Annotated in this window: 23 protein-coding genes and 1 pseudogene; 16 read left to right on the forward strand and 8 right to left on the reverse strand. The window is 64.8% G+C overall.

Features of this window, described 5'->3' with window-relative positions; translation table 11 throughout:
- Positions 1-26: 26 nt before the first annotated feature.
- On the reverse strand, positions 27-1,427 hold the full coding sequence (locus tag FHR84_RS07210; protein WP_179534680.1) for a sugar porter family MFS transporter: 1,401 nt from the start codon (positions 1,425-1,427) through the stop codon (positions 27-29).
- A gap of 144 nt (positions 1,428-1,571) precedes the next feature.
- Between FHR84_RS07210 and FHR84_RS07215 the strand changes: the two genes are divergently transcribed.
- From FHR84_RS07215 to FHR84_RS07230, 4 genes are all read left to right on the forward strand, one after another.
- Complete coding sequence (locus tag FHR84_RS07215; RefSeq protein ID WP_179534681.1) at positions 1,572-2,756, forward strand: ROK family protein; 1,185 nt, start codon at positions 1,572-1,574, stop codon at positions 2,754-2,756.
- A gap of 154 nt (positions 2,757-2,910) precedes the next feature.
- Positions 2,911-3,417, forward strand: a complete 507-nt coding sequence (locus FHR84_RS07220) for a hypothetical protein (protein WP_179534682.1) — start codon at positions 2,911-2,913, stop codon at positions 3,415-3,417.
- 270 nt (positions 3,418-3,687) lie between these two features.
- Complete coding sequence (locus tag FHR84_RS07225) at positions 3,688-4,266, forward strand: GNAT family N-acetyltransferase (RefSeq protein ID WP_179534683.1); 579 nt, start codon at positions 3,688-3,690, stop codon at positions 4,264-4,266.
- Positions 4,267-4,483: 217 nt separating this feature from the next.
- Complete coding sequence (locus FHR84_RS07230) at positions 4,484-4,663, forward strand: DUF3073 family protein (protein ID WP_179534903.1); 180 nt, start codon at positions 4,484-4,486, stop codon at positions 4,661-4,663.
- A gap of 932 nt (positions 4,664-5,595) precedes the next feature.
- Here FHR84_RS07230 and FHR84_RS07235 read toward each other — a convergent pair.
- From FHR84_RS07235 to FHR84_RS07255, 5 genes are all read right to left on the reverse strand, one after another.
- Positions 5,596-5,805 (reverse strand): hypothetical protein, encoded by a 210-nt coding sequence (locus FHR84_RS07235; protein WP_179534684.1) that lies wholly within the window; start codon positions 5,803-5,805, stop codon positions 5,596-5,598.
- Positions 5,806-5,890: 85 nt separating this feature from the next.
- Positions 5,891-6,706, reverse strand: a complete 816-nt coding sequence (locus FHR84_RS07240) for a carbohydrate ABC transporter permease (RefSeq protein ID WP_179534685.1) — start codon at positions 6,704-6,706, stop codon at positions 5,891-5,893.
- Positions 6,703-7,671 (reverse strand): carbohydrate ABC transporter permease, encoded by a 969-nt coding sequence (locus FHR84_RS07245; protein WP_179534686.1) that lies wholly within the window; start codon positions 7,669-7,671, stop codon positions 6,703-6,705. Before FHR84_RS07245 ends, FHR84_RS07240 begins: the two co-directional genes overlap by 4 nt.
- 28 nt (positions 7,672-7,699) lie before the next feature.
- Positions 7,700-9,046, reverse strand: a complete 1,347-nt coding sequence (locus FHR84_RS07250) for a sugar ABC transporter substrate-binding protein (protein WP_179534687.1) — start codon at positions 9,044-9,046, stop codon at positions 7,700-7,702.
- Positions 9,047-9,498: 452 nt separating this feature from the next.
- Complete coding sequence (locus FHR84_RS07255; protein ID WP_179534688.1) at positions 9,499-9,813, reverse strand: hypothetical protein; 315 nt, start codon at positions 9,811-9,813, stop codon at positions 9,499-9,501.
- A 198-nt stretch (positions 9,814-10,011) separates the two neighbouring features.
- Here FHR84_RS07255 and FHR84_RS07260 point away from each other — a divergent pair.
- A pseudogene (locus FHR84_RS07260) lies at positions 10,012-10,903 on the forward strand (NAD(P)/FAD-dependent oxidoreductase).
- A gap of 70 nt (positions 10,904-10,973) precedes the next feature.
- Here the strand turns inward: FHR84_RS07260 and FHR84_RS07265 are convergent.
- A complete protein-coding gene (locus FHR84_RS07265) occupies positions 10,974-12,479 on the reverse strand; it encodes a hypothetical protein (protein ID WP_179534689.1) in 1,506 nt (501 codons plus the stop codon).
- A gap of 478 nt (positions 12,480-12,957) precedes the next feature.
- On the opposite strand from FHR84_RS07265, the gene FHR84_RS22820 reads away from it, so the two are divergent.
- The 6 genes from FHR84_RS22820 (at position 12,958) to FHR84_RS07290 (ending at position 17,529) form a co-directional block, all read left to right on the forward strand.
- A complete protein-coding gene (locus FHR84_RS22820; RefSeq protein WP_281361256.1) occupies positions 12,958-13,080 on the forward strand; it encodes a hypothetical protein in 123 nt (40 codons plus the stop codon).
- A 194-nt stretch (positions 13,081-13,274) separates the two neighbouring features.
- Positions 13,275-13,430 (forward strand): hypothetical protein, encoded by a 156-nt coding sequence (locus FHR84_RS07270; protein WP_179534690.1) that lies wholly within the window; start codon positions 13,275-13,277, stop codon positions 13,428-13,430.
- Between the two features lie 166 nt (positions 13,431-13,596).
- Positions 13,597-15,885: a hypothetical protein gene (locus FHR84_RS07275; protein WP_179534691.1), complete on the forward strand. Its 2,289-nt coding sequence runs from the start codon at positions 13,597-13,599 to the stop codon at positions 15,883-15,885.
- Positions 15,886-16,155: 270 nt separating this feature from the next.
- The gene (locus FHR84_RS23490; RefSeq protein ID WP_246300312.1) at positions 16,156-16,422 is read left to right on the forward strand and encodes a hypothetical protein; all 267 of its coding nucleotides are present in this window, start codon (positions 16,156-16,158) and stop codon (positions 16,420-16,422) included.
- 88 nt (positions 16,423-16,510) lie between these two features.
- Positions 16,511-16,939, forward strand: coding sequence for a winged helix-turn-helix domain-containing protein (locus tag FHR84_RS23495; RefSeq protein WP_179534692.1), 429 nt, complete (start codon positions 16,511-16,513; stop codon positions 16,937-16,939).
- Positions 16,939-17,529 (forward strand): NUDIX hydrolase, encoded by a 591-nt coding sequence (locus tag FHR84_RS07290; protein ID WP_179534693.1) that lies wholly within the window; start codon positions 16,939-16,941, stop codon positions 17,527-17,529. Before FHR84_RS23495 ends, FHR84_RS07290 begins: the two co-directional genes overlap by 1 nt.
- A gap of 4 nt (positions 17,530-17,533) precedes the next feature.
- On the opposite strand, the gene FHR84_RS07295 is transcribed toward FHR84_RS07290, so the two are convergent.
- Complete coding sequence (locus FHR84_RS07295; protein WP_179534694.1) at positions 17,534-18,661, reverse strand: NsdA family TPR-like regulatory protein; 1,128 nt, start codon at positions 18,659-18,661, stop codon at positions 17,534-17,536.
- A gap of 288 nt (positions 18,662-18,949) precedes the next feature.
- Between FHR84_RS07295 and FHR84_RS07300 the strand changes: the two genes are divergently transcribed.
- The 5 genes from FHR84_RS07300 to FHR84_RS07320 are packed head-to-tail and all read left to right on the forward strand — an operon-like array spanning position 18,950 to position 21,285.
- Positions 18,950-19,231 (forward strand): hypothetical protein, encoded by a 282-nt coding sequence (locus FHR84_RS07300; protein WP_179534695.1) that lies wholly within the window; start codon positions 18,950-18,952, stop codon positions 19,229-19,231.
- Positions 19,228-19,614 (forward strand): hypothetical protein, encoded by a 387-nt coding sequence (locus FHR84_RS07305; RefSeq protein ID WP_179534696.1) that lies wholly within the window; start codon positions 19,228-19,230, stop codon positions 19,612-19,614. The genes FHR84_RS07300 and FHR84_RS07305 overlap by 4 nt, the downstream gene beginning before the upstream one ends.
- Positions 19,614-19,901, forward strand: a complete 288-nt coding sequence (locus FHR84_RS07310) for a hypothetical protein (RefSeq protein WP_179534697.1) — start codon at positions 19,614-19,616, stop codon at positions 19,899-19,901. The genes FHR84_RS07305 and FHR84_RS07310 overlap by 1 nt, the downstream gene beginning before the upstream one ends.
- Positions 19,898-20,167, forward strand: coding sequence for a hypothetical protein (locus FHR84_RS07315; RefSeq protein WP_179534698.1), 270 nt, complete (start codon positions 19,898-19,900; stop codon positions 20,165-20,167). Before FHR84_RS07310 ends, FHR84_RS07315 begins: the two co-directional genes overlap by 4 nt.
- The gene (locus FHR84_RS07320) at positions 20,164-21,285 is read left to right on the forward strand and encodes a DUF2637 domain-containing protein (protein WP_179534699.1); all 1,122 of its coding nucleotides are present in this window, start codon (positions 20,164-20,166) and stop codon (positions 21,283-21,285) included. The genes FHR84_RS07315 and FHR84_RS07320 overlap by 4 nt, the downstream gene beginning before the upstream one ends.
- Positions 21,286-21,338: the final 53 nt, after the last annotated feature.

Genomic DNA, 21,338 nt, shown 5'->3' on the forward strand with positions numbered 1-21,338 from the left:
CGTCCCTCCTGGACTTGCTGTCGGGGTCAGACCTGTTGGGACTCGATTCCTTCCTTGGCCGGACCTTCGTGCAGGTCCGTTTCCAAGCCCTCCAAACTCCGGCCGGTGGTTTCCGGCACGAACGCGCTGACGAAGACGAAGGACAGCACGCCGAGCGCGGCGAAGATGAGCATCGACCAGCCCTGTCCGATGGCGCCGAGAACGACGGGGAAGGCCAGCGAAACCACGAAGTTCGCCGCCCAGTTGCTCCAGGTGGCCAGCCCTTCGGCCGGCCCGCGGATCCGCAGCGGGTAGAGCTCGGGCAACATCACCCAGACGACCGGCCCCCAGGTCGCCCCGAAGGAGGCGATGTAGGTGGCCAGGCAGATGACGGTGATCACCGCGACGGTTTGTCCGGAGGCACCGACTATCAGGGTGAGGATCCCCAGCACTCCGAGACTGACGCTCATGCCGGTACTGCCGGTCAGCAACAGCCGCTTGCGGCCGATCCGGTCGGTGTAGCGGACCGCGATCAGGGTGAACAGCAGCATCACGGTCCCGATTCCGACCTGTGCGGCGATCGAGGCCCCGTCACCCATGCCGAGCTGCGTCAGCGTCGTGGGCGCGTAGTAGATGATGGTGTTGATGCCGACGAACTGCTGGAGCACGGCGAGTCCGATCCCGATGAACAGGGCGGGGCGGATCCATTTCGCCGTCAGGTCCCGCCAGCCCAGCTGTTCGCCGGTCTGGCGTTGCGCGGCCCGGATCTCCTCGAAGCCCTCAGCGACCTCTTCCGGTGGGCGGGTGCGTTCCAGGACCGCGCGGGCTTCGTCCGTGCGGTCGCGGCTGGCCAACCAGCGCGGGGTCTCGGGCATGAACAGCATCCCGACGAACAGCGCCACCGCGGGAATGACCGCCAGCCCGAGCATCCACCGCCAGGCCTCCCACGGGGCCAGGGCGTAGTCGACGATGTAGGCGAGCAGGATGCCCGTGGTGATCAGCAGCTGGTTCAGCGAGGTCAGGGTCCCGCGGATCCGGGTGGGCGAGATCTCGGCGATGTACATCGGAACGATCACCGAGGCGAGGCCGACCCCGATGCCGATCACGAAGCGGGCGAGAACGAGATTGGCCACGTCGGGGCTGAACGCGGCCCACAGCGACCCGAGCGCGAACACGCACGCCGCGATCAGGGTCATCATTCGCCTGCCCAAACGGGCGGCCAGGCCGCCGCTGGTCAGTGCGCCGACCATCGCGCCGACGAGGATCCCGCTGGTCACCAGCCCCTGCAGGAACTCGTTGTCGGCTATTCCGAGCGGTCCTTTCAAGTAGAGCAGCGCTCCGGAGATCACCCCGGTGTCGTACCCGAACAGCAGCGCGCCGATGGCGCAGATCGTGGCGGGCAGATACACGGAGCGAGCGCTGCCGTGGCGCTGTTTCGTCTCTGTCATCGGGCGTGCACTCCTGCGAGCCAATATGATTTGTAAGAGGTAAAAACAAATTTGCCGATGTGTCAACCCCCACACCGATTGGCGCTGCTCAGCAGTGCCGAGTTGACTGGGCTTCGGCTATCCGCGAGAACGAGTGAGGACGTCTTGACCGCATCGACCGTGCAGGGCCGTGATCCGGCCAGCCTGCGACGCCACAACCTCCGCACCCTGTTGCGCCATCTGCACCTGCAGGGAGCCACCAGCAGGGTGCGGCTGGGAGAGGTGACCGGACTGACCCGCAGCACCATCGCGGATCTGGTCGGAGAGCTCGCCGAGCGGGGGCTGGCGGTCGAGACGGGATCCAGCCGGCCGCAGTCGGGCCGCGGCCGTCCTCCGATGATCGTCTCCCCCAGGGAGGAGACCGCCTACGTGCTGGCCGTGTCGGTCGATGTGGACACCATCGGGATCGGACGTGTGGGGCTCGGCGGCACCCTGCTGGAGGAGTCGGAAGCCCGGCACGAACGGGGTCCGGGGGATCCGGCCGCGAGCGTGAGTCAGCTCGTCCGGCTGATCCACGCGGAAGTGGAGCCGTTCGAGCACGCGCCCCTCGCGGTGGGCATCGCGGTTCCCGGCCTGGTACGTGCCGAGGACGGAGTGGTCACCCGCGCCCCGAATCTGGGGTGGCGCGAGTTGAACCTGGCCGAGCGGTTGCGCGACGAACTCCGGTTCACCGGACCGATCGTGATCGGAAACGAGGCGCGGCTGGCCGCGTTGGCCGAGCACCGCCGGGGTGCGGGCAGGGACTGCGCCGACCTCGTCTACGTCTCCGCCGGGGTCGGAGTCGGCGGGGGAATAGTCACCCACGATCGACTGCTGACGGGAAGCACCGGCTACGCCGGAGAGGTCGGTCACATGATCACTAATCCCGGTGGGCGCTCCTGTCACTGCGGTGGCCGGGGGTGCTGGGAAACCGAGATCGGTGCGGACGCCCTGCTGAGCCAGGTGGGGGTGGTCGCCCCGACGAACCGGCACACGGCCCTGGAGGAACTGTTCGCCGGGGCCGAGCGCTCCGATCCGGAAGTCCTGGAAGCGTTCCGCCGGATGTGCCCCCCGGTCGCCGTCGGCCTGGCCAACCTGGTCAATGTTTTCGACCCGCGTCGGGTGCTGCTCGGGGGATGGCTGCGGTTGATGCTGCGGCACACCGGGGAGGAGCTGCGCACGGCCCTCGACCAGCTCCGCGGGCTGCCCGAGCTCCCGGCGGACCTGCGGACCGCGCGGTTCGGTGAGCAGGGACGTCTGCTCGGGGCGGCCGAAGCCGCGGTCAGCGGTTTCCTCGCCGAGCTGCGCTGAGGGAGCCAGGGGCACGACCCGGAGCACCGGATCGAGCCGGCACTGCTCGCCCGGGGCAGGACGCGTCACCGGTTCGCCCGGTACTTCACCGCGCTCGAACCGGCGGGAGCGGTGACGAGTTGTTCGATGGCCCACGGCGTGCTGCTCTGTGACCATGGCGGAAGACGAAACGGAGCGGTCCGCTGACGGGCACGCCGAGGAAGTGAGGGTCGCTCAGGTCGAAAACGGCCTGAGTGTTTACGGCAGCGGTGTTCGTACCGCTCTGCGGAACAACGCCACGGCCTACGGTTTCTCGATAGCGATCACCTCCTCCTACGGTCTGGTCAACGGAGCCAGCGGTCCGGCCAGGAGCTGGGAGACGGTTTCCTTCGCGCTGGGAGCCGCCGTCGCGTTCGTGCTGGTGGGCGGGGTGTTTCTCAGCCGTTTCCGCAAAGGCGCTCTGCCGGAGAGCGCGCGGGTGGCCACGATAAGCGGGGCCGTAGACCTGTTGTCGATCTCCGCGTCCGTGGCCGTGGCTTACGGGTGTTCGCGAATCGCGGGGTACTGGGCGTGGCCCTTGACCGCCACGGGCACCGTGGTTACCTATCTGCTGGTGGGAGGGGCCGACATTCTGATAGCACGCAGCGCGGCGAACAGGACGTCGCTGGCGCAGCGTCAGTGAACACGGCCACGGGGGCGGAGGGCGGGCTTGTTCCGGGAGGAGTGTGTGGGGGTGGAACGGGAGGAATCAACTCGGAACCGACGCGTAACCTCATCGGAGTACCCCGATCCTGGCCGCCCAGGTCGCCGGACAGCTGTCCCGGCCCTCCGGCGGACGCGGGCGTGGCGGAAGGGGCCGCGGACCGCGTGCTGTTCCGTCCGAGGAGAGAATGGGAGCGGCGACGCGGAGACGATCGAGACGTCGGCTCGGCCGGCTCGAGGGAGTGAGAACATGGGCGGCACCGGGATGGCCCCGGAGACGATCAGCGTTGTGCCCATGCGTATGGCGCACCTGGAAGGTGTGTTGGACCTGGGGTTTCGGACCTTCGACGTCTCCACCATGCCGTACACCTCGTGGTCGCTGTCGAGCATCACGGAGCACTTCGACACTCAGCCGGAGGCGTGCTGGGTGGCCGAATCCGAAGGTGAGGTCCTCGGTTTCGTGCTCGGGTCCATGTCCTACGACGAACGCGAGGACTGGGGCTACATGGAATGGATCGCTCTCGACCCCCGTGCGCGCGGCAGCGGTGTGGCCAGTCATCTGGTCGAGGCCTGTTGCCAGGCCCTTTTCGACGCGGGAGCGGCACGGATCATCACCGACGTCGAGCACGGGAACGACCCCTCCGCGCGGATGATGCGGCGCAACGCGTTCGCCGAGGGGGTGACTGTGACGCTGTTCGTCAGGAAGCGCCCGGAGGAATCGCCGAGCTTCGGACGCGCGCCCCACGTGCGCAGCAAGCCGGAGGATCCGGCCAGGGCACGGGTGCGCACGGTGGCGCGTCGTTCCACGGGAGGATCGGGGCCCACCTGACCCCGGGACTCCTCCGCGCCGGCCTCTCGGCCGGGAGACCGGAGCGGAGGTTCCGCGATGGAGCGGGGTGAACCTTTCCGCCCCGGCGCGCGGGCCTGCGGCGGTACTTCGGGCGGGGACGTGCGGGCGTGCCGCGAAGCGGCCCGTAAAGCTCCGCGGCGATATCGTGGTTGTATTGTGGGTGCAGGGAAAGCACTGTATGGAAGGGGACGTACGTATGGGGCGCAAGCGCGCCAAGGCCAAGCAGGCCAAAATCGCACGTGAGCTCAAGTACAGTTCGCCACCGCTCGATATCGAGGCCTTGCAGGACGAGTTGGCCGAAGGTGAATCCGAGGAAGAGGACGAGGACGAAGGGGAAAGTCGTGATTCGGAGAAATACGATCGGAACTCCGAATGAGCGCTGCTCCGCGGGGCGGTGGTGACTTTCCCGCCCACGTCGTGGTTCCGCCCCCGGGGAGTGGGCTCGGCTTCCGGTCGGCTCCCTCGCGCCACCGCGCGTCCTGACAAGGAGTCGAGGACGGGAGTTGGGCCGGGTACGTCACTCTTCGACCATTCCTCGTGTCGCTTTCCGTGCTTTCGGTTCTTGTTCCCGTACCGGCGTCGCGAGGATTTACGTCTCGGTTTTTGTGGATTTTTCGGACGGCGTCACGAAAAAGAAGTCCTGAATGTCGCCCCCGGAAAGCGCGCTCTCGGTTTTTCCGTGCGCTCGAATCGAATTGCCCGGATCACGTTCCCGGCCCGGGCCGTGCCCGGACGGGGGAAGTGGTGTCCGGGGGTGTTGCACGCCCCGGCGGAGCCGGTTTTCCGAGCTGTCGTCGCGGGAGTTTCCGGCAGGACCTTCCCCGCTTCCGGCGTCGGAGCCGAGGCCGGTGGGGAGTTCGCGAACTCCGCGACGAGGCGCGCACTCCGCGGAGCGTCCTGCGTGCGGGCGCTCCGCGTGGAGCTCCTCGGTGAACAATCGTGTCGGAACGACCACGAACCCGGCTTCCGGAAAAAACGAGCCTCTTCACGGGAGGCCGGACGAGATCCGTGCGGTCTTTCACGGTTCTTCGATTCTTCCGGAAGACCGCCCGCGAACGGGGCCGTGCCGTGCGGAACGGGTGGCGATGTGTTTCCGCGGCGACCCCGAGGACGCCCTCGTCGCGGTGGGATGTTCACGTCGGCGGAGCAGAAGAGCAAGCGGGTGCTTCCCGGGCCCGGTGCGGGGGGTTAGGGGCCGCACCGGGACCCCCGGCGGCCCACACGGGTGCCGGGCGGGGCGCCCCCGCCCGGCCGTGTCCCGGACAGCCCCGCCCCGCCCCGGCCGTTCCGAGCACGACCGGGTGTCGGCTACTGCTCGGCCCTGCCGAGCGCCTTGTACACCGTCTGGGGGGACACGCGGGCCAGAGCCGCGATCTCCCTGCGGTTGAGTCCCGCACCGTCCGCCTCGCGGATGGTCCGGCGCGTGCGTTCCCAGAGCTCGTCGAGCTGCTGCTCCACCGTGGTTCGTTCGTGGGCGAGGTCGTTCAGTTTCTCCCGCGCCGTTTCAGCGTCCTCCATGGTGGCCGAGTCTGCCCGCGGCGGTGTGTTCCCGCAGCGGGCACCCCGGGGCTTCCCCGGCGGGGAGCGGACGGAACGCGAGCACCTACTCCTTGACGCCGCCCCCGGTGATGCCCGCAGCCACGTACCGTTGCGCGGTCAGCAGCAGGATCGCCGCTGGCACGGAGGCCAGTACGGCGGTGGCCATCACCCCGTTCCAGTTCGTGGTCTGGTTGCCCACGAAGCGGTAGATCCCCACGGTTATCGGCTGGATGGTGTTGCCCGTGGTGAAGCTGACCGCGAACAGGAAGTCCGCCCAGGCGAAGAGGAAGCTGAACAGCCCCGCGGTGATCAGGGCGTTGCGGCACACCGGCAGCACCACGCTGCCGAACGTGCGCCACTGGCCGCAGCCGTCGACCCGGGCCGCCTCGATCAGCTCCCCCGGGACCCCGCTCATGAAGGTGCGCAGGATCAACACCGCGAACGGGACGGTCAGCGTCGAGTCGGCGAGGATCATGCCCGCATAGCTGTCCAGCAGCCCGAGCTGGCTGAACACCGGGTAGAGCGAGTTGGCCATCACGATTCCGGGCACCATCTGCACCAGCAGCACGACCAGAACCAGCGCCAGCGTGCCGCGCAGCCGGAACCTGGCGAGCGCGTGGGCGGCGGGTGCGCTCACCAGCAGCGTGAACAGCACCGTCCCCAGCGCGATCACCAGACTCGTGAGCAGGTGCGAGCCCTGGGTGCGTATCGCCTCGACGTAGCCGTCCCAGGTCGGATCGGCCGGGAACCAGGCCGGCGGTGTCCGCAGCAGGGCGTCGCTGCTCTGCAACGACACGTTGATCATCCAGTACACCGGTGCCAGGAAGGTGAGTACCAGCACGATGCCGACAGCGGTGTCGGTCACGCGTCGTGCGCTCATCGGGGCTCTCCTTCCGAGCGGAGCGAATCGCGGATGGAGCGCAGGTAGAGCAGCGCGAACACCAGTGCGATCACTATGAGGACGTTGCCGACGGCGGCCCCCTGCCCGAAGTCGAACTCCTCGAACGACAGCGCGAAGGACCACGTGGTCAACGTCTCGGTGGCGTTGGCCGGGCCGCCACCGGTGAGAACCATGATCATGTCGAAGACCTTGAGCGTGTAGATCAGTCCCAGCATCAGCACGATGGCGATGACCGGCCGCAGCAGCGGAAGCGTGATCTTCCGGAAGCGCTGCCACGGGCCCGCGCCGTCCAGAGCCGCGGCCTCGTACAGCGACGCGGGAACGGCCTGGAGGCCGCTGTGGAGAATGACCAGGTTGAACGGAACCCCCACCCAGATGTTGGCGATGACCGCCGCGGTCAACGCGTACTGGGTGCTGGACAACCAGGGGATCGGGTCCTGGATCAGCCGCAGGCCGAGCAGGACCTGGTTGAGCACCCCGAAACCCTCGTCGTAGATCCAGCGGAACACGGCACCGGAAACCACCAGCGGCAACAGCCACGGCAGCAGCAGCAACCCGCGCAGCACTCCGCTGAGCGGGAAACGTCGTTGGAAGAACACCGCCAGCCCCAGGCCGATCACGAACTGGAAAGACAGCGATCCAGCGGTGAACAGAGCCGTGTTCAGCACGGCGGTGCCGAACAGCGGGTCGGTGACGAGCTCGACGTAGTTGTCCAGTCCGACGAAGGGGGCACCGCCCTCGTAGAACGAGGCAACTGTCCACTGCTGGAACCCCATCATCAGGTTCCGGCTGACCGGATAGCAGAAGAACAGCAGGAGGAAGACCGCCATCGGCAGGACGAAGGTCCACCGGACCAACCGCTCACGTCCGCCGCCGATCCCGCGCCGGCCGCGTCGTGGCGGGGCGGCCCCGGTCTTCGTGGTTTTCGCGCTCGCCGTCGTCATGACAACCACCCGTTCAGCACCGTTGACGTCAGTCCGCGGTTTCCGCGACACGTGCGGCTCGTTCCAGGGCCTGCTCGGGACTGGCCGACCCGGCGATGGTGGCTTGGACGGCGTCGGCCAGGGCCTGGGAGACCTCCCGGTACCGGGGCCCCAGTTCGGCCGTGCGCGCTCGTCCGGTGGCCACTTCCGTGACGAAGGGCTTCATGGCCGGAACGTCCCGGGCGTACTGCTCGGCGGTGTCCACCCGGGACGGAACGTAGGCGTGGTCGGTCGTCCAGTCCAGCATGTTCTCCCGTTCGAGCATGCAGCCCAACACGCGTGCGGCGTTCTCCTGCCGTCGCGGAGTGGTTTCCGGAACGACACCGACCTCGCCGCCGAGCGGTACCTGCGGCGCGACGTCGGGGCTCGGAGTCGGGATCGGCACGACTCCGTAGTCCGTTCCCGAGTCGTCCAGAGCGGACAGGGACCAGGAACCGTTGATCATCATGGCCGCGTGGCCGCTCGCGAAGCGGTCGATGACGTCGTTCTGGTTCCAGTTGACCACCGATCTGGACGCCAGTCCGTCCTCGACCAGTCCGGACCAGAACTCCAAAGCCCGCACCGACTCCGGGGAGGTGAGGTCGTCGAGCTCACCTCCGTTGCTCCACAGGAAGGGCTCGAACTGCCAGGAGCCCTCCTCGGAGGCGATCGCGGAGAACGCGAGACCGTGCGTGGATCCCCGGGTCAGGGTTCGGGCCGCCTCGCGCATCTCCTGCCAGGTTTCCGGTGGGTCCAGCCCGGCCCTCTCGAACACGGTGCGGTTGTAGAACAGCGCGAGCCCGTTCACCCCGGGAGCGAGTCCGTAGAGTTCTCCCCGGTAGGAACCCGCCTCCACGATGGCGGAGAAGTGCCCTTCGCCGCTGAGGCCGTACTGGCCCAGCTCGGTGAGCGCTCCGGTCTCGGCCACGGTTTGCAGGTCGGGATTGTCCACGAACAGCAGGTCCGGCAGCGAGTGCGCGGTGGCGTCCCGGAGCACTTTGGGCATCAGCTGGTCGGTGGGCACGTCCTGCCGTTGGATCCGCAGGTCGAATCGCCGCGCGCAGCGGTCGAGCACCGCTCTGAACTGTCGGCCGGCCGCGGCGTCCGTGTAGTGGTCGAGTTCGATCACCACGTTCGGGTCGCGTGAACGCACCCCACCCGCGCAGCCCGCGGTGACCAGCAGCACGACCAGGCCGATGGTGACGACACGGGCGGGGGAGCGGTTTCCCCTGCCGTCCGGGGCGCCACCGAATGCCGGGGCTTTCCCGGCCGGTGTGCGGTTGTCGGTCGGATGTCGTTCGACCCGGCCGGAACGAGCTTGTCGAATCGCTTCGACAAAGCCGACGAGTGACCACATCGTCGCCACCTCCTTCCGGTGCTGTCGTGCTCCTGTCAGTCGTGTGGTTCCGGCGCGCCGCTCTCGCGCACGTGCGGCCGGGAGTCCGGCGGCTCGGGGGCGTCGGCCGGGGGAGTTCCGGCGTGTGGGCGGTGTTCCGGTTGCCGGAGCCCGCGTTCGTCACGTTTCCGCGTGCTGTCCGGCGTGGAGTCCCCGTCGGTGAGCGGGCGGGGCGCCCAGCCGGGAGAGGTCCGAACGTCCCGGGTGGTCCCGGCGATCGTGGGCATGTGTGGTTCCCGTTCGGGATAGGGTTTCCACTTTTCGAATCGCTTCGAAGGAAGATAGGGGGTGATCGAGGTCACGTCAACAGTGAGCTGTGCGGAGCGGAGCCGACTCCGGTGCTTGTCGGCTCGCTCGGAGTGGAAAGGGCGAGCCGGATGAACGTGGGCAGCCCGAACACCGGGCAACGGGAACTACTCGTCGTGCCGCCGGTTCCGCTGCCGCCGCACTGCGAGCAGTGCGACGGCCACAACGGCGGCGAATCCGATCAGGCACCCCAGGGCGAGTGGTGTGGTAACTCCGGGTGATGCGTCCAGTGGGCCTGCCGGCGTGGCCTCCCGCATCCTCTTCTCGGTCCAGTACTCGGTGCTCGGGGCGGCCGAGAACCGGGTGGACACCGTGTCGGTGTTCGTGCGCGTGTCCTGCAGCGCGAGCAGCGTGAGGAGCCCGGCCGCGGATACCAGGCCGACGACTCCGGCCACCAGTCCGGCGCGAGCTCCGGTCCTCATAGGACGCCCCCGCGCCAGGGATACCACGCGATGGGCCGTTTCCGGTGCGGTTCACCGGGGCCCGGCCGTTCACGGTGTTGGTGCTGTTTCCGCCTGCGCGATGTCATCCCGGGGGCTCGGAGTCGAGGCGGGACCCCATCGTCGTAGTACGACGCGGTGGTGGTCGGTGGCGGCGCGGCAGGGTTGAGCGCCGGAACGATGCTGGGCAGATCCCGCAGGCGGGTCGGTCGTCGACGGCGGGCAACCGCGCAATGCTGCTTCCGGACACCTGCACGGCTTCCTGTCGCGGGACGGGGCTGAACCGGCGGAGTTGCTCGCCACCGGCCGGGAGGAGTTCCTCGGTTACGGCGGTGAGCTGCTCACCGAGCTGGTGGACGGTGTCGAGCGCGGCGCTGTGCACGGATTCGTGGTGCGCCTGGCCGGTGGAAAGGAGCTGACAACCCGCAGCGTGCTGGTGGCAACGGGGCTGCGGGACGAACCGCCCCGGATTACCGGTGTGCGGGAGCAGTGGGGCGAGGCCGTGCTGCACTGCCCGTACTGCCACGGCTACGAGTTCCGCGATTCACCGCTGGCCGTGCTCGGCGGCGACAACCGGCCGTTCACCCTGCACCAGGCACAGCTGGTGCGGCAGTGGTCTTCCGACGTCGTGTTCCTCCCCAACCGGATCGCGCTCACCGAGGACGAGCACGAGCGGTTGACCGCCCGCGGGGTCCGGGTCGTCGAAGGGGAGGTGGCACGGGTCCTGACGCACGAGGACGGTGTGTCCGGTGTCGAGCTCGCCGATGGTCGGGTGCTGTCGAGGTCGGCGGTGTTCGTCGGTCCCAGGTTCGTGCCGCACGACGAGCTGTTGACCGCTCTGGGGTGTGATCTCGGCGAGAACGGTTGGGTGGCTACGGACACCACGGGCCGTACGAGCGTGGACGGAGTGTGGGCCGCGGGCAACGTGGTGGACGATCCCGCTCAACTGATCAACGCCGCGGGAGCCGGATCGACCGCAGCGGTCGCGATCGACCACTACCTGCTGGTCGAGGACGTCGAACAGGCCCTCGCGGGCCACCGTGCGTCCGAAGGTGCGTTCTCCCGGCCGTGATGGGCGGTTGCGGAGTTCCTCCGTTCCGTCGGAAGCGTCCGGTGCGGCCCCGCTTGCTCGATGGTTCGGGTCACTGCTCGCCTTTCGGAGCCCGGGTGTCCCGGTTCCGTGCTTTCCTGAGCCAGTTGCGGGCATCCTGCTTCCGGCCGTGTCGTAAGAGCAGTCCTCCGAGAACGAGCATGGCTTTCGGATCTCCCGAACCGGCAGCGCTGCGGAAGGCCGCTTCCGCGGCGACGGTGTTGTCGCTCTGCCAGGCTGTCTGGCCGATGTGCAACGCTTCCTGCGGAGTGGAGAGAGTCAGCACTGCGCTGCGGGTCGTGTCCGGGGTGGTTCGGCCGTGCAGGGGGCTCGCCGGAAGTTCCGCGCTGTCGAGGAGGTAGTCGGAGGCGAGGTAGGTGCCGTCCCTATGGGGCTGGAGACACGAGCTGGCGCCGAGCACCCTCTTGCAGGCCCAGGCGAGACCTTCTGTGAAAGCGGGGAGATCGCCGCGGTGCCGCCAGCCGGGAGCGAGGTAGTGCGCGTGCAGTCCTTCCAGGACTTCAGCCGGGATGGGCCGGTGGTATCCGGCGCGGCGGCAGTCGACGGCGGCGCTGATGACGGCTTGGCCGAGGTGGTAGAGATCGCCGTCACCGGTGGTCCACCGGCCGAACATGGCTTTGCCCGCGGCCAGGTATTCGGCGAATCCTTCTTCGGCGTGCAGAGCGGAGTGGATGCGGTGGTCCGTTTGGCGGGAAGCCGCGTCGCGTTCGGTGCCACTGAGACGTCGGGCGAGGTTGACGCGGTGCTCGTCCCGGAGCTGTTCGACGAGCGGGACAGCGCTGTGCACGACGTCCGGGTAATCGTGGCTTCCGGAGATCGAGGCGTGGTCGTACCGGGCCAGTTCGTCGTCGCGGATGGTGGCGACGATCCTCGTGCTCCGGGCGTTCGGGCACAGTCGGTGTGCCAGGCCGAGGTCGAGTCCGTCCGGGGTGAGGAAATGTTCCAGGTCGTCGAGCCAGATCACGGTGTCGGTGAGGTCGATGCCCGCTTCGGCGATCTCGCGTAGCGCCGGTCCGTCGTTGGGCACGAGCAACTTGTGGTCCGGAACTCGTCGGCGCAGGGCCTCGAGGGCTACTCGGCTCTTGCCCGCGGCGGCTCGACCGTGCACCAGCACCATGCCACCCCGGGCGATCGCCCGGTCCAGCTCCGCGTCCCGATCGCGCGGGACGAAGGGCGGGAGCTCCGACTCCGAGTCGGTGTCGATCGCGGGTTTGACGCCGAGCGGGAGCAGGCCGACCCGGCTGACCGTGGGAAGATCTCCGGAGACGAGGTGCAGGGCACGACCGGGCAACACATCGGGTGGGGTTGGTGGATCCGTCTCGGGGGGACCGTTCACTCCGGTGAGTCGGTGCCACGTCGCTGCGGTCCCGGCACCGGCAACACCGAGCATTCCGAAGATCCAGCTCAGCGCCTCGAGCATGTTGCGGACGGGACTGCTGTCCTCGAACAGCCAACCGGGGCGGCTCAGCAGGAATCCCGCGACCGTGACGGTCAGGAGACCACCGAGCAGCAGTACCCGGAACCACCGACTCCGCATGATCGCAGTTTCGCACAGGAGCGGGTGCTTTCGGCCGGGATTCGGTGGTCGTGCCGGAGAGATCCAGGAGTGCGCGCGATTTCCGGAGACGGTTCGCAGGCGTACGAGCATGCTGGTTCCGGAAGGGCCGCTCGGTTCGGCCCAGCGTCCGCGTATTGGCCGCGCATTCGCCGTGAACACTCGCACAGGCCCGCGCCGAGCCGGGCACAGCCGCAGAAACCATGATCGGCCGCTGTTCGCTTCGCCCCAGCGCAGCGGCCGTTTTCGGGTGGTGGTGCAGGGTGCCCCCGGTCCGACTCGAACGGACACTACACGGATTTTGAGTCCATGCGTGATCTGGCCCGTGACCTGCGATGTTGCTTCCGCTTGGCTCGGTTTGTCCGTGCATTGGCCGTGTAGCGGGGTGGTGCCGGGGCGCCACTCGTGTTTCTCGCTCGATCGGAACCCTCGGACGGACGTCGATGTGATCATGATGGCCGTGCGAACGACAGCGGTGTGGAAGGCGCTGAATCGAGCTGGGCGATTGCTGCGGCGGGTTTCATGGTCGACGTGGCTGTTGGTGGCCGCAGTGGTGCTGCTGGCCGAGGGAGCCCTGACGTGAGTGCCGCTGGACTGCTCGAAGCTGCTGGCCGGGGTATGGGGCGCCCCGGCTTGGCTACGTGGGGCTTGCTTCGGTTGCCGAGGCTGGCGACTCTCGTCAGCGTCGTGTTGCTGGGTGTCGTTGTGGCGGTGAAGTTTCCCGTTCGACCCTGGCGAGGTGTTACGGCCGATGAGTCGCCGTCGCAGGTAAAGCCGTTGCGGAGGTGGCTGATGGCCCTGGCCGCGCTGGGTAGTGCGGCCAGGGCTGCCACTGCGGGGTGGTTGTTGCTGGATGTGGCGACTCAGGCGCAGGATCCGGCCCTGGCTCTGTCCATGCGGTGTAGGTTGCTACGACTATCGTTTCTGGGGTGATCGGGACAGTGGTGCTGTGGCTGATCGAACGAAAGTGGTGGTGGGCAGAGCATAGATGAGGCAACATCGAAAGATCACCACCGAAAAATACCGCCCAGGGTACTGTCAGACCTTACTAACCGGAACAGTTACCACTTTGTAGTAAATGCTCATTTGGGAGGTTGAAATGGACAATACAGGAGCAATAACCGGAAATATTCAACTCCGACCTGCCCGAATAGGTTTTGTGTTTTGGCCGGACATGGAGATACTCAGATCCACAATAAGATGCCTCACAATAGCTTGGGGTGGAATCTACTGCCCACTTATATCATCTGAATCGCCTGAATTGGCTTCCCGTGTTGCAAAAACACTAGACGTTGACGCCTTGTATCCACTCGACAATTATGAAGCAACGAATAATATTTGTGAAGAAATAGGCTTTACATGGCTAGGAAGGAACCAATCAGGGCCGATTAACCTTAAGGAGCAAGATAATTATATTAAACAGCTAGCAACCCCATATTGGCCTGACCTCCAAACGGAAATGAGTCGAAAGTTTATTCCTGAGTGGGAAGAGTCGGACCCACTTGCCATGCTTTTTTCTGCATGGTTTGGCGAATTTGGAGAATCCGAATTTCATCAAAAATACAGAGATAAATTTCAGAGAAATGCTAGCGTGTTACAAATAGAGGAGAAGTTGGGGCGACATGTAGAAGGGCGTGACAATTCTCCAATTAGATACACGTCCCGCAGTGTTTACAATAATTCTATGCCAGTGCAGTCTGGAATTTATGTCGTAGATCCAGATAATCCATCGGACTTGATGGAGTATTGGAACACGAGAGCATCGGGGCATGATGTATTTCCCTTGCCTAAGCGTTACAGCAGTAGGATTATGGGGGCGCTCAGAAATTGGGTTAATAGTCGATCGGAAGAGGTTTTTGTTTGGTCAAGTCGTATTTATAAAGAGGAAAATTTTGAAGTACACGATGTTCTATCGGAGGTCGGGAAAAGTATTGATGCGGTGGAATGTTCGCCGGAAGTATTTGGGTGGCAAGGTAGTTATCATCCTTTGAGTACCAATTTTGAATCATCTTTTTCGGTGTCAGTTCAAAAACGAAATATGAAGTTCAAGGCGCCCATAAATACGCCGTTTGTGTTCGACAACAAAGATGAACTATTGGAACAGTATAGAGTTGCCGCCGCTCAAATTAGTATCTCATCCGAGCAAGACGTTGATCCACGAATAACTTACAGCGTTCCGAATATACGCAGTATGTCGAGGATTATACCTAGGGACTTGGAAGGGCCAGATGTATTTTCGCGGCCTGCAATGGGAGGTCGAGCTGAAGGTGTCCATATCGGGACTCAAGATATTCAGTTGACTGGACTGAAAATTGAAAATATATTCAGCACTGTATTTGAGAGTGTCGGGTGGAGCAGTGCTCAAACAGACAATGGTAAATTTGCTTCCCGTTTGATAGACATTTTGGGGGGAGTAGAATCCAATGCAGCGAACCAGCCAGGGGTTCGTGCCGTCCTTGATGATGCCGCTCGGACTCCAAAAGGAAAGCCGATCGCAGCCCTTATCCAAAGTGCCAAGAATTACCGTGGTGACTGGCCGTCCACGATCGCAAACGAGAGTATGATCGAGAGGTATCCGACCGACATAGTATATAGTTTGCTTGATAAGCGAATACTCAGACCAGTTCTTCCGGTTTCTTGTCCTAGATGTACGACGCAAGCTACATTGAATCCTGATGAACTAAGTAGCGACATAGTTTGTGACTTTTGTCGCGAGACTTTTCCGCTTGGGTTGGCTTTGGGGACACAAAAGAAAAGCAATTCCGGTTGGCTATATCGCCTTGCTGGAAAGATCCCAAGTGCACAGTTGCAAGAGACATTGCCTGTGATGGCTGCTATTTCCACTTTGGCAGAATTTCATCATCCTTTCAGTAGTTACCATAACCTCCTTGGGGTTGAAGTTGAGAAGCAAAAAAATCCGCTTGAAATAGACATTGCGATGTTTGTTTCAGATCGAGGAAACCCCGCTTTGCTAATTGGGGAAGCGAAGAGTTATCGTGATGACATTACGGCACGTGATCTGGCTAATTTGGGTAGAATGCAGCGCGACCTCAAGGAGAGTAATATTGAATGCCTTGTCCTGGCTGCCTCTTTTCATGAAAATTTTACGGAACAGGAAATAGAGGCGCTTCGTGAGTTTTGCAATAACTCCGCTTACCTAGTTTCAGAGGCTAATCCTAATAGTCCCGTTCTTCCTATAGTGTTAACAGGGCCAGATCTATCGTCACTGCCTCTCAGTGAAGGTCATCCGCAAACCTGGAGAATGTACTCTCATGACAAGGATATATACTCTCTCGCTGTAGAATCATGTAAACGTAACTTAGGGCTTGCTTCCTTTCGGGCACTTACAAATGATCGGGGGATGTACTGGGATTTCGAATGGAAATAATAGTGATTAAAGCTGGTTTTTGGTGGCTACGCATGTAAGATCGGAAATACGAGGGGTTACCCAACAGAAGGGGTAACTAACGACCTGTCGCGAACCGTGCCGAGGAGCTGCGGCACGCTGTGGCTCCCAACGAGCGGGCAACGCTCGTGGTCGCCGCGTGGCTGCACGACATCGGCTACGCCCCTGAGATCGGGCACACGCTGTTTCACCCGCTCGACGGTGCCCGGCTACCTGTACGAGCAAGGTTGACCGGAGACGGTCGTTAACCTCGTGGCTCGTCGCTCCGGTGCCCGTTTCGAGGCGGAGGAGCGCGGGTTGTCGGCCGAGCTGGCCGAGTTCCCGTTCGAGGATTCGCCGCTGCTCGTCGCTGCCGATCTGACCACCGGCCCGGCCGGTGAACGCTTCGGCTACGACGAGCGTATGGACGAGATCCTGAGCCGTTACGCTCCCGAGGATCCGGTGCACCGGACGTGGACACGGGCACGGAGGGAAGACAAGCTGTTGGTGCGTCCTCAAGTCCCATGCGTGCACGCATGAGCGTTATGCATGCATGGAAGCATAATGTTTCCAGGGAAGGAACAGACGCTAGTGAGGGGCGAGCGTGGCTGACCGTGGAACGTACCGCGTGATCGCGGCGGAGCTGGAGCGGCAGATCAAGTCAGGACACTACGCTCCTGGAGCTCTGCTGCCGTCAGAGTCGAGTCTGGCCGGTGAGCACTCGGTGGCTCGGAACACGGTTCGCTCCGCGCTCGAGGTCCTGGAGGAGTCCGGGTTTGTCGAGGTGTTGCCCGGTCATGGCCGTCGAGTCGTAGGGGAGCCCGCATCGCCCGGTGACGCCACGACTGCGTACGAGCGATTGGCCGCTGAGTTCCGAGAGCGGATAGCAGCCGGGGAGTTTCGATCTGAGATGCCGCTTCCCGGCGAGGCACGGTTGGCCAAACAACACGGTGTCTCGCGGAATACGGTCCGCCGGGCCTATCGCTTACTGGCAGACGAAGGCACGATCGTCATTCGGCACGGGGCTGGTGCCTTCGTGGCCCAGCCGGACAAGTGATGTGGCCGCACAGCGGCAGATCGGTGGGAAGCATTCCGATGGAGCAGCCGGGCAAAAGCGGTGAATGGCTCGTACACGGGGAACGGACGATCTACGACAGCGAGTGGGTTCGCCTGGACATGGCCGACATCACTGTGCCGTCCGGGGAGCGCTTCGAGCACCACAAGGTGTGGCTTCCGCCGGCTGCGATGGTCCTCGTGCTGGACGAGGACGAGAGTCACGTCTTGCTCTCGTACCGCCATCGGTTCGTGTCGAACGTGTGGAACTACGAACTTCCCGGCGGGCTGCTCAACGATGACGAACCCGCGTCCGAGACAGCAGTGCGCGAGCTCGAAGAGGAAACGGGATACCGCGCCCGTTCGATCGAACACCTCGTGACGTTCGAACCGATGATCGGGACCGTCACCAATCCGCACCACGTCTATCTCGCTCGGGGCGTCGAGGCGGTTGGCGGCGTTGTGGAACTGGACGAGGGGAAGTTCCAGTGGGTTCCAGTCAGTGAGCTGCGGAACCTGGTCTCAGTCGGTCAGATCGTCAACTCCGGAACGTTGGTCGCGGTGTTGCACTACTTGGCTTTCAACCCCGGGTGAATCCCTAATTCTGCAGCTTCTCGATACGAGCGCGCTGTCGAGCTGATCCGGTGTTCCCGGCCAGCTCCTCAGCGCGTTTCGCATGTTTGCGCGCTTCGTCTTCCTCGCCGCGGGCTTTCAGGGCCAACGCGAGGTCCACACGCATACCGGCTTCCGCACGTCGGAAATCGCCTCCGGCCAAATCGCCCAGCGCGGAGTTCAGGTCGTTGACCGCTTCATCCGCTCCGAGGCGCGCCAGGCAGTGTCCCCGCCAGCGGGCCAGATGCGTGCTGTTCAGGGCGAGGAACGGGAGCTCCGGATCGCTATCCCCGGGTTCCTTCGGCAGCAGCCGCTCCGCCTCGTCCAGAGCTTTGTGCGTACCTGCGTAGTCACCGGTCGCCGCGCGCATCTCTCCCTCCGCGGCGGCGAGCCAACTGCGCATTCGAGGATGTACTCGATTGATGTCCTTGGATCTGGCTCGTTGCACGAGCGAAAGGGCTTCCGACGGGCGTTCGGAGTCCAGCAAGACGTAGGCCTGCTGGGCCGTCACATGGGCGAGGATGGAAGGGTTATCCGACTCGCGTGCTCCGGTTTTCGCCAGTTCGTGCATGCGCCAAGCATCCTGCACATTGCGCATGTCCAGAGCTTGCCAGCCCGAGAGAGCCGAAGCCTCGGCCAGAGCAGCGGCCAGCAAATCCCGTTCGTCTCCGGGAACTGCGTACTTCAGCATTTCCTCGATCTGATGGACATGGCTGCTGGTCTGAGAAAAAAGCCGTTCTGCTCCCAGCCTGCGGTCGAGCAATCGGAAGTTCTGTGTTTGGCTCTCGAAAAGCTCGACAAGCGAGGAATCCACTTCGGAGAAGCGGAGCCTGTCGTCTATCTCGGCTGAGGTCTCTGCGTAGTCCGATGATTCGATCGGCGTGAACCCGAGTTCAGCGGGAGAGCGTCCGTAAGCAGCGCAGAACGGTGCGTGGTACTGCTCCGGGACGATACGAGAACCCTGCTCCCAATACCGCATCTGGCGATTGATGCTTTCGTCGGTGACGAACAGAGGTTGGCCCAGGTCCTCAGCGGAGCGCTTCAGTTTTCGTATGGCCTGCTGCTTCGTGAGTCCAAGTTCCTGTCGCACACGCAGCAGTGGCGTGGCCTCCATGGATCCCTCCAGTCACTCGTCCGGTCTCACTCTGCACAAGGGAGGACTCGGCAGGCAAGCCAGTCCGTCCCCTTTGGTCCCCCTCTCGTCCCGTGTTGGGAAGCCGCCGAGGTCGACAACCTTGGAGATGTCAACGCGATGCGCTTGCTCAAGCCACAGGGTTGACAACCCAAGAAGGCATGTGCCCTACTTGTTCTCAACAGGTTGGGTACCTGTTCAACATAAAGGGTTCCCCGCAGCCGCCACTGCGAGGAACCGATATCGGGCCAGACGAGAGGAGCCGACCCGATGGAGATCTTCCCAGGACGACCGGACCGGGCAGAAGAGCAACTGCACCCGGAGGTCGTGGAACCGACGGCCGAGGAGCTCGCGGCGGTGGAGTCGCCGTTGCCGGAGTGGGAGAGGCTGCGTGTCCAGCGGTTTTACGCGGAGATGATCGAGCAGGAGCTGGGACCGGACCTTCCGGAGGACGTGCCGGCGCGGCGTACTGCTTCGGGAGCTGTGCTGTGGCTGGTGCCTGGCGAGACCGGTCGCTGCGGTGACGAGTTCGCCGGGGGTGAGGCGGCATGAAGGTCGAGGTGTCGTTGGCGCCGCTGGTGCACACCAGCTCGGGCAGCTTCGGGATGTCAGTGCCGGTCGAGGTGGGCGACACGGTGTATCGGGTTCCGCGTCCGATGTCGGTGCTTGAGGGCCCCGTGGTGCTTACTCCGGAGGTCGAGGCATCCGCGGACGCTCGTGCGGTGTCGCTGCGGATGGATCGCTGGATCGTGCTGCACGTGTTCGCCAAGACGACGTTGCCGATCACGACGCCGGATATGGCCACGGCCGTCCGCGCGGGACGGGAGTTCCTGGCCGATCCGGGGATCGGATGGCAGTCCAGCGAGGCCGATCTGTACGCGTGGGCTGCCGCGTGGGCGGAGCGGGCCAACACCGCTGGGGGAAGTGAGCAGTGATGGCGACGGCGGTGCGGATCGCGACGTTTCCGTTTCGGGTGTTGGGGCGGCTGGTCAAGCTGCTGTTTCTGCCGGTGCTGATCGTGGCTGCCACGTGGCTGGTCACCGGTGTGCAGTCGGGGTGGTTCCTCGGCGTTGCCGGTTTCTGTGGCCTGTGGACGTTCGTGGTGGTGCGGCTGTGGTGGCTGCAGACCGTGGGTGAGCTGCGCTCCCTGGGGCGGGGAACGGTGGATGTACGTACCCGCTCCCGCAAGCATTCCGGCTTCCGAGAGGAGGAACGGCGATGAGTGGGCTGTCCACAGCGAGCCGGGCGCTGCTGGAGCTGTTGGGAACGATGCCGAAGCCGTTCGCCGCGGCGGCCGAGCGTGCGGCGTGGCTGCGGGAGAAGGCTCGGGTGTTGGAGCTGATCGCGGCCGACTACGACGTCGGGGCCGCCGCAGGCTCCGAACTTGCCGCCCGGGAAGCCGAGCGGAGCAGGCAAGCAGCGGCCGAGGCCCGCAGTAGGGCCGATCACGTGGCAAATCCTGTCGGTCTGGGAGGTGAGCAGCGATGACGCAGATGCGGTATCGGGACCCGCGTGCGGCGCGGACGGAGGCCAAGGCCGAGGCGGAACGGGCCCGGGCGGATGCCGAGGCCACCAGAGCCGAGACTCAGCGTGCTGCGGCTGAGGCAGCGGACGAGCGTCGGCGGGCACAGCGGGCCGAACGTGCCGAGCGGGCACGGCAACGACGGCACGAGCGTCGGCAGTGGCTGGCCACGGTGGCCCAGTGGGCGGGTTCGCATCAGATCGAGCTGTTGATGAGCCTGATCGTGGTGGTACCGGGGATGCTGGCGTGGTCGGCGATGGCCGCTTACGGCGTCGACATCTACGGCCCGCTCGGCGGGGTGTTGCCGCTGTTTTCCGAGGGCGCGATGTGGGCGTTCGCGTTCGCGGTGCACCTGGCTCGTCGGGAAGGACGCCCGGTGGGTTGGCTGCACGTCGGGGTGTGGACGTTCGCCGCGGTCAACGCGACGTTGAACTTCCTGCACGGTCTCGACGTCTCCAGTGTGCTCGTCGGTGTGGTCATGGCGCTGGTCGCGGTCGGCGGTGTTGTGGCGCATCAGTTGATTACGGCCGCACCGATGCGCACCCGTCGTAGCCGGGCGGAGAAAGACCAAGCCCGAACGCAACGGATCGCGCACCGGCGGGCGGTTCGCATGGAACGGGCCGCGGTGCGGCACGCCATCGGCGAACTGTCCACCGACGGCTCGGTACGACTGCGGTACGCACCCGGTGTGGTCACCCTGCCCCGGTGGGGCCGGCGGCTACGTCCGGCGGTGGTTCCGGGACTGGTTCCTCGCGGTTCCCACCAGACCGAAGAACCCGACACGGGCGAGCAGTTGGCCACCGAGATCACCGACTGGTTGGCCGCCTCGCCCCATGAGCTGACGGGGGCGGTGGAACCGTCGGGAACAGCGAAAACGAGCCCGCAGAGTGCTAGTGAGACGCAGCCGGGAACCACCGAGTACCTGGCCGAGATTCGGCGAGCCATCGCATCCGGCGAGCTGGAACCGAGCCCGACCCGACGCCGGGTGCAGCAGCACCTCGGAGTACGCGCGACTACTGCCCAGCGGGTGCTACGAGAACTGCGCCGGAACCGGGGCGACGGACCGGCCGAGGTCGCCGCGTAACCCACTCCGCTACGGCGGATCCCCACAGATTCGGCAGCCGCTCGGGCTGTCTG

The organism is Actinopolyspora biskrensis (genome assembly GCF_013408175.1).
GTDB classification, from domain to species: domain Bacteria; phylum Actinomycetota; class Actinomycetes; order Mycobacteriales; family Pseudonocardiaceae; genus Actinopolyspora; species Actinopolyspora biskrensis.